General features: G+C 38.1%; 11 protein-coding genes. 2 read left to right on the top strand and 9 right to left on the bottom strand.

Translation table 11 applies throughout. The annotated features are described in order from the left end of the window. The 3 genes from ACZ5L8_RS00690 to pafA form a co-directional block, all read right to left on the bottom strand. Positions 1-876, bottom strand: a complete 876-nt coding sequence (locus ACZ5L8_RS00690; RefSeq protein WP_464439010.1) for a GLPGLI family protein — start codon at positions 874-876, stop codon at positions 1-3. Between the two features lie 107 nt (positions 877-983). After that, positions 984-2,024, bottom strand: coding sequence for a BF3164 family lipoprotein (locus ACZ5L8_RS00685; protein ID WP_464439009.1), 1,041 nt, complete (start codon positions 2,022-2,024; stop codon positions 984-986). Between the two features lie 252 nt (positions 2,025-2,276). After that, positions 2,277-3,911, bottom strand: a complete 1,635-nt coding sequence (gene pafA / locus ACZ5L8_RS00680; RefSeq protein ID WP_464439007.1) for an alkaline phosphatase PafA — start codon at positions 3,909-3,911, stop codon at positions 2,277-2,279. 121 nt (positions 3,912-4,032) lie between these two features. On the opposite strand from pafA, the gene ACZ5L8_RS00675 reads away from it, so the two are divergent. Together ACZ5L8_RS00675 and ACZ5L8_RS00670 are read left to right on the top strand one after the other, a co-directional pair. Then, the gene (locus ACZ5L8_RS00675; RefSeq protein WP_462599401.1) at positions 4,033-4,770 is read left to right on the top strand and encodes an MlaE family ABC transporter permease; all 738 of its coding nucleotides are present in this window, start codon (positions 4,033-4,035) and stop codon (positions 4,768-4,770) included. Beyond that, positions 4,770-5,537 (top strand): ABC transporter ATP-binding protein, encoded by a 768-nt coding sequence (locus ACZ5L8_RS00670; protein WP_464439006.1) that lies wholly within the window; start codon positions 4,770-4,772, stop codon positions 5,535-5,537. The genes ACZ5L8_RS00675 and ACZ5L8_RS00670 overlap by 1 nt, the downstream gene beginning before the upstream one ends. Here ACZ5L8_RS00670 and ACZ5L8_RS00665 read toward each other — a convergent pair. The 6 genes from ACZ5L8_RS00665 to ACZ5L8_RS00640 all read right to left on the bottom strand — a co-directional run bounded on the left by ACZ5L8_RS00665 (position 5,534) and on the right by ACZ5L8_RS00640 (position 12,084). Next, entirely contained in the window at positions 5,534-6,985 is a 1,452-nt protein-coding gene (locus ACZ5L8_RS00665) for a DUF389 domain-containing protein (RefSeq protein ID WP_464439005.1), read from the bottom strand. The genes ACZ5L8_RS00670 and ACZ5L8_RS00665 overlap by 4 nt on opposite strands. Continuing rightward, positions 6,982-8,085, bottom strand: a complete 1,104-nt coding sequence (locus ACZ5L8_RS00660; RefSeq protein ID WP_464439004.1) for a mannose-1-phosphate guanylyltransferase — start codon at positions 8,083-8,085, stop codon at positions 6,982-6,984. The genes ACZ5L8_RS00665 and ACZ5L8_RS00660 overlap by 4 nt, the downstream gene beginning before the upstream one ends. A gap of 11 nt (positions 8,086-8,096) precedes the next feature. Beyond that, positions 8,097-8,693: a SprT-like domain-containing protein gene (locus ACZ5L8_RS00655; protein ID WP_462599405.1), complete on the bottom strand. Its 597-nt coding sequence runs from the start codon at positions 8,691-8,693 to the stop codon at positions 8,097-8,099. A 1-nt stretch (position 8,694) separates the two neighbouring features. Then, complete coding sequence (locus tag ACZ5L8_RS00650; RefSeq protein ID WP_464439003.1) at positions 8,695-9,378, bottom strand: SDR family NAD(P)-dependent oxidoreductase; 684 nt, start codon at positions 9,376-9,378, stop codon at positions 8,695-8,697. Further along, positions 9,368-10,360 (bottom strand): M20/M25/M40 family metallo-hydrolase, encoded by a 993-nt coding sequence (locus tag ACZ5L8_RS00645; RefSeq protein ID WP_464439002.1) that lies wholly within the window; start codon positions 10,358-10,360, stop codon positions 9,368-9,370. The genes ACZ5L8_RS00650 and ACZ5L8_RS00645 overlap by 11 nt, the downstream gene beginning before the upstream one ends. 65 nt (positions 10,361-10,425) lie before the next feature. Continuing rightward, positions 10,426-12,084 (bottom strand): pyruvate dehydrogenase complex dihydrolipoamide acetyltransferase, encoded by a 1,659-nt coding sequence (locus ACZ5L8_RS00640; protein ID WP_464439001.1) that lies wholly within the window; start codon positions 12,082-12,084, stop codon positions 10,426-10,428.

Raw genomic sequence — 12,084 nt, 5'->3', positions numbered from 1 at the left:
TTAATTCAATTCTACTGGATTAAAATCTTTAATAACAGGTATTGATCGATTATCAGAATCCTGTATGTTTATGATCGCAATATTTGAATCAGGAAAAATAGCTTTCACAAATCCTAATGGATTCTTTATAAATGTGGCTTCAAGCTTTTGCAGCTGTTTTTCTTCAACAGGAATAGCAAATTGTGGATATTCCTGAAGAGTTTTAGTCGTTTCATCAGGATCTGTGTTACGTGAAATTTCTTTAAAAACAAATTGCACTTCATTTTTTATATCTTTTGCTTCAAGTATTAATCCAGGAAGTCCTCCTAACTTCCACGGTCCATTTTGAAAAGGAAGCTGCGTTGTAAACCATGCTTCATAAGTTCTTCCAGCAAAGTCTGCCAATGCTTTTTGGCATACATACCCTCCTATCTCTTTTTTCTCTTTTAATATTTTCCATTTTAATATAGGTATGCTTCCAGACAAACTATAGGTTCTATTACCTATAAAAGAATACATTGTATATTCTTTATTGATCAAATTCTTATTTATCTCATCCCTCGTGAGAACACCACCGTTATTAACTAAGAGACCATAACCTCCCCTAACCACTTTATCTGAAGACGAGCTATTTGCTTCTTGAATTTTATTTTGCTGCAATAAAACTGTGGGCCTATTATTTGTGTATTCATACAAAGTGCTGTAACGACTACTGTTACTTCCTAAAGACAAGATCATATCATTTTCATAAGGTTGCTCTGCCTTAGATAGATCTCTAATATGATGAAACTCATACACTACATTAATAATGATTTTGTCTTGAGCTATGATCAAATTACAAGAAAAAATACTTAGGATAATGCAGCTAAAAATATGTTTGAAAAATCTTTTTTTCATCTTGTTCAATTATTGATAAATCATCTAAAAACACAGCTTACCTATTTTGAAAATAAGTCTATTTTAAAGTGCTTTTTCTCTTAAATTAATTAAAAAGGGGTTTGCCCTTATAGCTTTACCATCCTCATCTCTTTATGCTTTACGCTATAGTAATAGATAGTTTTATCATCACTTGTAACCGCAATACTAACCGCATATTCCGGGAGATTTATCTTTTTTAATGGAGCACCGCTCCAATCATATATATAAATCTCTTTGCCATAGTGACGATGCTCACCTTGATGTTGATTTCCTGAGTGAAGTAAATAAATACATTTGTGAGTTGTAGTCCCTTGAACAAAAGCATATTTAGTTTTTGGTCCACGAGCACTCATATCCTGACCATCATAATCTTCCATCACGACCATTGCAGGTTCATTAATTTTGGGACCTATTGTAATTTTTGATTTTTCCGTATTTAAATCCACTATCTGAATTCTGTCTGAGTAGCGAGCTGCAAGAACACACTTATCGCCATTAGGTTTAAGAAACAGAATACTCTCGTGTGCAGTTTTCTCTACTTTAGTTAAGGTATTGTCTGAAGAATTGGACTTATATGGAATTAATTCTTTTGTTATTTTCCCTCTCTTTAAATCCAAGTAAGAAAGCCAATTATTAGAATTATAATTACCACTAGACAACATGAATGAGTCGTCTAAAATCTGTACAGAATAATAGTAATATGGTATTGAAAATTTTTTAAAATAGTAATCCCCTTTCAACATCTCCTTTATTGAAGTCATTGCTATTTCATCCTTCATAATATCATAAAACCAAATATTATCACCCCTTACACCATATGAAATAAAGCCAAAAACATCTTGATCCTTTCTTCCCGATGAGACAAATTGCCCCAAATCCTTTTTATTTTTCAAATCAAACACTCTTAAATGATACTTTGATTTGGGTACTTTACACAACAGTAATGAATCGTTATACAGAACAAATGAATCAATTTGCGAAATACCAGAAATGAAAGTTGACTCAAATGAATCTACCTTAACCACATCAGGAAATTCTTCAAAATAACTTGCTCCATCATTTATATTTTGACCGAAAAATGAGGTAGCGCTTATTAAACAAAGTACCATTGAAATTTTAAGCTTCATAATTGTGCTCAGCTATAATTTAGTCAGAGATATCTAGAAATTAATAACAACGGTTAAGATTATAAAAAAAACCACAGCAAACAACATTAAATTGAATATTAACCAATTAAAAAAGGTAACCCATCATTTTTTCATGGATTACCTTTCTGGATATTTTAAAGCCCGAAAAAATCAAACGGATTTTCTTGTAAACGCAGAAGAAGGAAAATTTATCCGCTCACTGCTATGGAAGAAAATACGTGAGAAATTGTTTTAATCTGCTAATGCTTCAATTATAGGAGTTCCTGTTTCGCCATTAGGCATCTCAATATTTAATAGCGCTGCGATAGTAGCTGCGATATCAGGAATGGTGGTCATTCTATCTGTGTTATGACCATTTTTAATTCCCTTTCCATAAAATAAAAGTGGCACGTGCGTGTCATAACTTGCCGGACTACCGTGTGTTGAACCAGTTCTACCAATGCCCGCATAACCAGGATCTATCACGATAAAAACATCACCGCTGCGCTTCTGGTTAAAGCCTTTTTGCACAAGCGAAATTTCGCCATAATTAAATTCGCCAGCTGTAAGTTGCTCGCGTGTGTAAACTTTATCAATGTTTGGGATCTGCAATAAAAAGTGCGCAATATCCTTCTGAAGATCCTCTCTATTGATATCATTTTCGGCAAGAACGCTGTAATCAAAGAATACTTGATAATTTGAAATATTCTCAATGAGTTTTATATCGCCGTATTTGTTTTTAAGATAACCGTATAAAGAATCATCTACTTTACCCATACCAAAGCTACCAGCAGGAATTCTTCTACTCTTTAAATACGCAGGGTTGTTGATCGCACCGTGATCTGCAGTTAAGAAAACCGTGTAATTATCTTTCCCCACTTTATCATCAAGTGCTTTTAATAAGCGAGCGATTTCTTTATCTAGGCGGATATATGTATCCTCAACTTCTATCGAGTTTACACCAAAATTATGACCCACATAATCTGTACTACTAAAACTTACGGCAAGAATATCTGTAAATTCATCTTGACCCAATTCTTCTGCATCAATAGCTTCAATTGCAAAATCTGCAGTTAAACTATTCCCGTAAGGAGTGCTTGATAAAATACCGTAGCCACCGTTTTCTTTTCCAAGCTTTTTAAGATCGTAAGGAAAAGTCGCTTTGTCTTTTCCGCGAAAGCCGCCTTCAAAATCATTTTCATCTGGTCCACTTTCCACGTAAGTGTCAATATCATAAAACGTATCCCACTCTTTCATATACTGTTTTGCAGGATCTTTTTTATTGAATTTCTCAACCCACTTCGGCAACTCGTCCATATAAAAAGACGATGTGATCCAGTGACCTTCATCTCCTCCTTGAAACCAGTATGCTCCATTTGCTGTGTGACCCGCTGGCAGAATTGAACCGCGATCTTTAATGGCGATCCCTATGGTTTTACCGCGCATTTGAGTGTGCAATCTGTTTTGATCTGTAATGGTTGTAGTTTTTAACTGCATCGGGCTTTTACGACCAGAACCACTCTCTGTCCCCACAGGCTCATAGCTTGCATCATCCACACAATACACATCTTTTTGTGTGAATTTATCATACCAACTGTTTGAGATTATACCGTGATTGCGCGGCGTAGTTCCTGTATAAACAGAAGCATGACCAGGCCCGGTGTAAGTAGGCATGTAATTGTAGTGGTTATTATCTGCAGAGAAGCCCTCGTCCATAAGTCTACGCAGACCGTCTTTGCCATATCTTTCATAAAAACGGGTGAGGTAGTCATAACGCATCTGGTCTACAACAATACCTACTACCAGTTTAGGATTATCAGAGTAGTTGTTTTGGGCTTGCGCCAAAAGTGGTAGCGCAAATAGAAGAAAAAGAAGCCTTAATTTCATCTTAAGTAAATCGGTTTATAATTCGGGTTTAAATTTACAAGATGTATTCCGAAAAGATTAAGGAAATGTTGATTAGTCGCCATATGTATTTTTGCTATTTTTAAACCTGAATTAATCTGCTATGATGTACTTAAGGTCTATTGGTGAATATTTCCTCATGTTAAAGGGGGTTTTTGTAAAATTTACCAAGACATCTGTATTGCGTGAATTGATATTAAAAGAGATTAATGACCTGATCATAGATTCATTAGGCATTGTTTCATTTATATCTTTTTTTGTGGGTGGTGTGGTGAGCATCCAGACCGCGCTGAACATGGATAATCCACTTATCCCAAAATCTCTAATAGGTTTCGCCGCAAGGCAAAGTATCATTCTTGAGTTTGCTCCTACCTTTATGAGTATAATTATCGCTGGTAAAGTAGGCTCTTACATCACATCTAGCATCGGGACGATGCGTGTTACAGAGCAAATTGATGCGCTAGAGGTCATGGGTATTAACTCGCTTAATTATCTGGTTTTCCCAAAGATCATCGCCATGCTTTTTTATCCTTTTGTGATCATTATTGCAATGTTCTTAGGTATTGTGGGCGGTTACATGGCTGGCGTTTATGGCGGTTTTGCTAGTTCTGACCAATTTATCGCCGGTTTACAGGATAGTTTTATACCATTCCAATTAGTTTACGCATTTATAAAGACATTCATATTTGCAATGATCTTGGCAACCATACCATCTTATCAAGGATATTATATGAAGGGTGGAGCGCTAGAAGTAGGTAAAGCAAGTACAACTTCATTTGTGTGGACCAGTGTGGTGATCATCATCGCAAATTACATTATAACCCAATTACTGTTGAGCTAATGATAGAGGTACAGAATTTAAAGAAAAGTTTTGGGGAAGAGATGATCCTTAAAGGGATCACAACAACTTTTGAAAAAGGAAAAACCAATCTCATCATCGGTCAGAGTGGATCGGGTAAGACGGTATTTCTTAAATGTCTTCTAGGGCTTTTTAAACCCACAGAAGGCCGAATAATTTATGATGGCAACCCATACTCTGAACTTGAGGATGAAGAACAACGTCATCTTAGAGAACAAATGGGCATGGTGTTTCAAGGGAGCGCTTTGTTTGACAGCATGACGGTAGAAGAAAATGTAATGTTCCCATTGCGAATGTTCTCAAAAATGCCAAAGTCTGAACGCCGCGATCGCGCAAACGAAGTGATAGAACGTGTAAATCTTATCAATGCGAATAAGAAATTGCCTTCAGAAATTTCTGGTGGTATGCAGAAGCGTGTTGCCATTGCGAGGTCTATAGTTAACAGACCAAAATATCTTTTTTGTGATGAACCTAACTCAGGGCTTGATCCGCGTACAGCCACGGTAATTGACAACCTTGTTCAAGAACTCACAAAAGAATACGACATCACCACCATAATCAACACACACGATATGAACTCTGTGATGGAAATAGGTGAAAAGATCGTTTACCTTCAAAAAGGATATTTAGAATGGGAAGGCTCAAAAGATGAGATCTTTAAAACTGACAATAAGAATGTCACAGATTTTGTGTATTCCTCAGACCTATTTAAGCGCGTACGCAAGGCGCTTAACGAGGAGCACAATTAATTTCTAGCGATCCTCAACGTGTCTAGCTGATATTTTATTTTCAGCCATTTTGTAAGTTTTGCTTCTTGTTCTTGTTTGGCTTTCGCCGAAAGGCCATCCTTCCAACTCACTACAAAAGTGGGAATGGTATCTGTCTTTGCAAAGTCTGTAGAAATCGTATTTGCATATCCGAAGCTCTCAAGATCCTCATAATTTACCTGAACCTCCTGACTTAGATTTTGAAAAGGAATTAAGGAAGAACGCAGTTTATTAATCTCGTCTTCTAGCAGTTGTATTTGAGTATTCTTATCTGCCAGCGCTTGTTGATTGTTCACATACAGATCTTCTAGAATTCCAGATTTTACGCTACTACTCAATTGTTCTGCTAGTTGACTAGATTGATCAGATCCTTGATGAATTTTTAGGTTGACGTCAGCGAGTTTTTCATTCTCTTTAAGATCAGACATCCATTTATTGATCTCAGATTTAGGCACTAAATTTCCTATGAGATAAATATTCACGGATTTATCTTTATAGTCTTGATCAAATTTTATCACTTCAGTACCTTCATAACGTATAGTGTTTTCGACGAAAGTCTTAGTATTCTTCACAAAAACCTGTTCTTGCAATAACCTCCAGAACAAGATCACACTAGGCACGATCACGACAATCGCAACACCAGAGGCAACTTGCGCGATAAACCGGCGACGTTTGCTGTTTGCATATTTCACCATTGGGAAGCCCAAAAGCTTAGCAACCAGAAATGTAGAAAGCGCTATAAAAACTGCATTAATAGAAAAAAGATAAAACGCTCCAGTAGCATATTCTCCGCTACCAACTGCCAAACCGTAGCCTACAGTACATAACGGCGGCATCAAAGCTGTAGCAATTGCTACACCAAAGATTACACTAGCAATGGTTCCTTTTTTAGTCTTTGCAACAATAAGTGCCAAACCACCAAAAATCGCTATCGCAACATCAAGAATTGTGGGATAAGTTCTTGCTTCAAGTTCTGGAGTAAGCTCAGTAAGCGGTGAAATTTTAAAATAAATAAAAGCCGTTGTCACACTAAGAACCACCATGATCCCAAGGTTCACCAGAGATCGCTTAAGTGTATCTAGATCGTTAATCGCAACAGAAAGACCAACACCAACGATAGGCCCCATTAAAGGAGATATAAGCATCGCTCCTATCACCACAGCCGTGCTACTAACATTTAAACCTATAGACGCAACGAAGATCGAAAATATAAGGATCCATGCATTATGCCCTTTAAAAGGAATATCCTTTCTTACTGCCTCAATAGTACTGTCGCGATCTGTATCACTACGAATATCTAGCAGCTCACTAAGAAAGGTCTTCACATTTTGCCAAAGACTCTTAGCGTCCTTACCTATATTCTCTTTCGCGTCAGACTCGGCTGTATTTTGAGTCTTTAAATCTTTATTTTCTTCTGGAGAATTTATCATACAAGATCATCGCCAAATTTCTCTTTCACTAGACCTCGCATTTCTTTAACACGCTGCTCTTGGCTTTTTGGCATGATTAAAAGTACATCATCTTTATCTACTATAATAAAATCATTAAGCCCTTCTACAACCACGATCTTACCTTCACCTGTACGGATCAAGTTACCACCGCTATGTTTAGCAATTACATTAGCATTCACCACCGCATTACCCTCTTGGTTCTTTTCAAGATTATCATAAAGAGCACCCCAAGCGCCAAGATCATTCCAGTCAAAAAGCGCAGGGATCACACCCACATTTTCACTTTTTTCAAGAATACCATAATCAATACTTATATCTTCTACAGTAGGATAAAACTCATCAACAAAGGCTTGTTCCTTACCTGTATTAAGCGCATCGATATTTTGAGAAAGAATAGCATACATCTCTGGCAAATATTTCTCAAAAGCATTTGCGATCGCTTCAACACCCCAGATAAAGATCCCGGCATTCCAAAGAAAATTACCTTGATCTAAGAATTTTTTAGCTGTTTCAAAATCTGGTTTTTCTTTAAAAGCAGATACAGGTTTTAATGTCGCTTCCGCGGAATTGTATTCTATATAACCATATCCCGTATGAGGAAAAGTTGGTTTTATACCTAATGTCACTAGCAATCCATCTTGAGAACCTTCCTTTTTCTGTTCTAAGCAATATTGAAATGCCTGAGTAAGGTTTTTGGCGAAAGCCGCCTCATCCTGAATCCAGTGATCACTAGGCGCTACGATCATCGCAGCGTTAGGGTTTTGTTTCTTGATCTTAAGTGCCGCCAGCAAAATACACGGTGCTGTGTTGCGCATAGCAGGTTCAAGAACGATATTTTCGTCTGAGACCACAGGCAACTGCTCATTCACAAGCCCTTTATAGCGCTCATTTGTGAGTATAAGAATGTTTTCTTGAGGAACGATCTTAGCAATACGACTGAATGTCTTCTGAATCAAAGTTTCTCCCGCACCAAGAATATCATGAAATTGCTTTGGATTTTCTTGCGTGCTCAAAGGCCAAAATCTTGACCCTACACCACCGGCCATGATAACGGCATAAAAATTCTTATTACTACTCATATTGTTGTTTGCTAGTTAATCAATTCTACTTCTGCGTTGGGTTGAAAAAGATATATCCTTCCCGTTGCAAGTTCAAGACACTCGTATCGCTTTATGCGTCGTTTGCCTTTTCTATACACTTTACCATTATAGATCCTGAATTTAGAACCTTCAGGAATTTCAAATATATAGTTTTTATCATTCTCTGGGTCGTACTCTTTAAGAGCAACACTTAGTCGTGCATCTGTATCGCTACTCGCTTTTGGATTCTTAAAGTGCTGAGCGATCAACGGCAACAACCTGTTAGGAAAAATCTCTGGTCGTATAAATGGCAACATCATTTGTTGAAACGTATGTTTCCATTCCTGACCATGCGGTTTTATACTACGCCCATATTTTTTAAAAGCAACGAGATGCGCAATTTCATGAATCAAAGTAATGAGAAACCTGTATTTATTAAGGTTTGTATTCACTGTGATCTGATGCGTACCATCTGGCAAACGTCTATAATCGCCATGTCGCGTCACACGTTCATCCACGATCTTTAAATGCACATTAAGCGCCTTTATCAATTCAAAGACAGGAATCACACTTTGCTTAGGTATGTACTTCTCTAGTATTTCTTGCATACTAAGGCGTTGTCGCCGAAACCTGAATTGTTTTTCCGTTATGGAATTTAGCTCCTTTTAAAGCGAAATCATAAATATAATCAGCCATTTCATCAGGCTTAACCGGCGCTTCATACCCCGGGAATGCTTCTTCTAACATCTCTGTTTGCACAGCTCCCAGTGCTAAAGTATTAAATGCGATCTCACGCTCTTTATACTCTTCGGCGAGAAGCTCAAAAAGTATGGTGAGTGCACCTTTACTACTGCTGTATGCAGCCAAGCCTGGAAATTTCATCGTGCCTTGCACGCCGCCCATAGAATTGATCCCAAGAACATGAGCGCCATTTTTCATAAAAGGTAAAACCAATTGTGTCAACCTAGCAACTCCAAATACATTTACCGCATAGACATTCTCAAAATCTTCTGTGGTCAATTTTTCAAATGGCTTATTTACTAAAGCTCCGGCATTGTGAATTAAAATATCCACAACTTCCATTTTTTCTAAATGCTTTTTGGCTTCCGCCAAATCTACTTCTGAAGAAAGATCACAAGACAACGCAGTGATATCAGAAATACCCAATGACTTTAATGGCATTTCATTTCGCGAAAGCGCTAAGACTTTATGACCAGCCTTTGCAAAAACTTGCGCCAACTGAAAACCTATACCACGGCTTGTGCCGGTAATTACAATATTCTTACTGCACATTGATCATCACTGTCTTTTCTTGAGAATTCACTAGACCATCAAGCCCAGGAATCAAGCTATTTGCAACATTTGCCATGTGCACAGGATCCATTTTATCTGCCTCGTCATCTGCGCCGTGATAATGATCAAAATTTGTAAAATCAAAGGTAGAAACCGTTTGTGCTGCTACATCAAACTGCGCATAAAACGGCGCATTATCACTGCGATTAAAGAGATTAAACTCCTTTGCCTGCGGCAAGAATCCTATAACATCTTTACCACAATAACCGTTAAAAACATCTGCAAGGTTGCTCATTTCATAACCGGTAATGTACATCAAATACTCCTTATCAAGCATCGGCACACCCACCATCTCGATATTGAACATCACATAAAGATCAAGATTTTCAGCTTTCAGTTTTTCAGCGAGGTGTGCTGAACCTAGAAGACCTTTTTCCTCGGCAGAGAATAATGCGAATATTATTGATCTCTTATTTGTTTTCGCTGCAGCGAAATGTTTTGCCAGCTCAATAACCGTTGTAGTTCCTGATGCATTGTCGTTTGCTCCATTTGCGATGGTATCTCCATCTACTTCTTTAGCAGTACCGATGTGATCGTAATGCGCACCAACGATAACATACTCATCCTTAAGCTCAGGATCGTTACCCGGAAGCACTCCAACAACATTAAATGCCGCAGTTCCCTTTGCATCAAAATCGTCTCTGTAAGTTTCAAAATATGGTTTAATTCCTACTAATTTAAATTGGTCCGCAATATAATCTGCAGCTTTTGCGATTTGCTCAGAACCTGTATTTCTACCTTGCATCTCATCTGACGCAAGAAACGCTAGATGTTTTTCTACCGCTGCTGGCTCAATTACATATTCTTCTGAGGCAGTTGCCTGCGTATTTTGCTCATCACCGGTAGACTCGGTTGTTTTATTTTCTCCAGAACCGCACGCTACTAAGAATGCTGATCCTAATATAAAAGCTAGTTTTTTCATGGTTTTAAAGATAAAAAAAATCCCACCTGTATGGTGGGATTCGTATTATTAGATTGTTACAAATCTTATGCAAGCATTAGCACAGGATTCTCAACATAGTTTTTAAGCGTTTGCAGGAACTCTGCTCCTGTTGCTCCATCTACAGTTCTATGGTCACAAGCTAATGACAATGTCATTGTGTTACCTACAACGATCTGACCATTCTTAACAACTGGTTTCTCAATAATAGAACCTACGGAAAGAATTGCAGAGTTAGGTTGATTTATAATAGATGTAAACTGTGTAATACCAAACATACCAAGGTTAGAAATCGTGAAGGTACTACCTTGCATTTCTTCTGGTTTAAGTTTCTTATTACGTGCTTTACCTGCTAGTTCTTTAACCTCAGCGTTGATCTGCTGTAAAGATTTCTCATTAGCAAATTGTACAACTGGCACAACAAGACCATCAGGCACAGCAACTGCAACACCCATATGCACATGATGATTTAATCTCATCTTATCATCAAACCACTGTGAGTTAACCTGTGGGTGTTTTTTTAGCGCAAGCGAAACCGCCTTGATCATCATATCGTTAAATGAGATCTTAGTATCTGGCAATTGATTATACTGCTTACGGAAAGCCATGAAGTTTTCCATATCTAGCTCTACGTTTAAGTAGTAGTGCGGTGCAGTAAATTTGCTCTTGCCTAGCGATTTTGCGATAGCCTTACGCATCTGGCTATTGTTAACCTCATCGTAGCTCTCTTCTCCCGTTGCCACGAAAGGTTGTGCGCCACCACCTGTACCAGGTACGAAATTCTCAATATCAGATTTCACGATACGACCGTGATCACCAGAACCTTTAACTTGAGAAAGATTTATCCCCTTTTCTTCTGCTAATTTCTTAGCAAGTGGAGAAACAAATACACGAGCATCTGAAGAAGATTTTGCCTCAGGTTTTTCCTGTGCTGGTTTTGCAACCTCTTTTTTCTCTTCTTTCTTAGGTGCTGGTGCAGCTTCTTTCTTTTCTTCTTTTTTAGGAGCAGCTTTTTTCTCGCCACCACCAGACTTGAAGTTCGCAACTACTGCTGAAACATCAGTTCCTTCTGGACCTAGAATTGCAAGAAGCGCGTCTACTTTTGCGCTTTCGCCTTCTGCTATACCTATATGAAGTAAAGTCCCTGCATAGAAAGACTCAAACTCCATTGTAGCTTTATCTGTCTCGATCTCTGCAAGAATATCACCTTCAGAAACTTTATCGCCTTCTTGCTTTAACCAAGATGCAACAGTTCCTTCTTCCATTGTATCACTAAGACGTGGCATTTTTACCACTTCAACTCCTTCTGGAATTTCAGCGTCGCCAGATGCATCATCAGAAGATGCTTCAGAAGCCTCAGCTTCTTCAGTTTCATTTTCTTCTGTTTGCTCTTCTTTGGCGGAAGCCTCATCTTTATTATCCTCACCGCTTGCTGCGCTTCCATCTAGCAATCCAGAGATATCTTCTCCTTCTTCACCGATGATCGCAAGCAATGCATCTACATTTGCAGTCTCACCTTCCTGAATCCCAATATGAAGCAGCGTCCCTTCGTAGAAGGATTCAAACTCCATAGTCGCCTTATCTGTCTCAATCTCTGCAAGGATGTCTCCTTCTGAAACGCTGTCTCCTACTTGTTTTAACCAAGAGGCTACAGTTCCTTCTTCCATCGTATCGCTAAGGCGGGGCATTTTAATTACTTCTGCCAT

The organism is Leeuwenhoekiella obamensis, from assembly GCF_055391795.1.
Note: the sequence above shows the minus strand (reverse complement) of the source record. Positions and strands in the feature narration are given on the sequence as shown.

Coding starts and splice junctions, on each gene's coding strand:
- ACZ5L8_RS00660 (WP_464439004.1), bottom strand. CDS start 8,085: ATGAGTAGTAATAAGAATTTTTATGCCGTTATCATGGCCGGTGGTGTA.
- ACZ5L8_RS00675 (WP_462599401.1), top strand. CDS start 4,033: ATGATGTACTTAAGGTCTATTGGTGAATATTTCCTCATGTTAAAGGGG.
- pafA (WP_464439007.1), bottom strand. CDS start 3,911: ATGAAATTAAGGCTTCTTTTTCTTCTATTTGCGCTACCACTTTTGGCG.
- ACZ5L8_RS00665 (WP_464439005.1), bottom strand. CDS start 6,985: ATGATAAATTCTCCAGAAGAAAATAAAGATTTAAAGACTCAAAATACA.
- ACZ5L8_RS00670 (WP_464439006.1), top strand. CDS start 4,770: ATGATAGAGGTACAGAATTTAAAGAAAAGTTTTGGGGAAGAGATGATC.
- ACZ5L8_RS00645 (WP_464439002.1), bottom strand. CDS start 10,360: ATGAAAAAACTAGCTTTTATATTAGGATCAGCATTCTTAGTAGCGTGC.
- ACZ5L8_RS00655 (WP_462599405.1), bottom strand. CDS start 8,693: ATGCAAGAAATACTAGAGAAGTACATACCTAAGCAAAGTGTGATTCCT.
- ACZ5L8_RS00640 (WP_464439001.1), bottom strand. CDS start 12,084: ATGGCAGAAGTAATTAAAATGCCCCGCCTTAGCGATACGATGGAAGAA.
- ACZ5L8_RS00650 (WP_464439003.1), bottom strand. CDS start 9,378: ATGTGCAGTAAGAATATTGTAATTACCGGCACAAGCCGTGGTATAGGT.
- ACZ5L8_RS00685 (WP_464439009.1), bottom strand. CDS start 2,024: ATGAAGCTTAAAATTTCAATGGTACTTTGTTTAATAAGCGCTACCTCA.
- ACZ5L8_RS00690 (WP_464439010.1), bottom strand. CDS start 876: ATGAAAAAAAGATTTTTCAAACATATTTTTAGCTGCATTATCCTAAGT.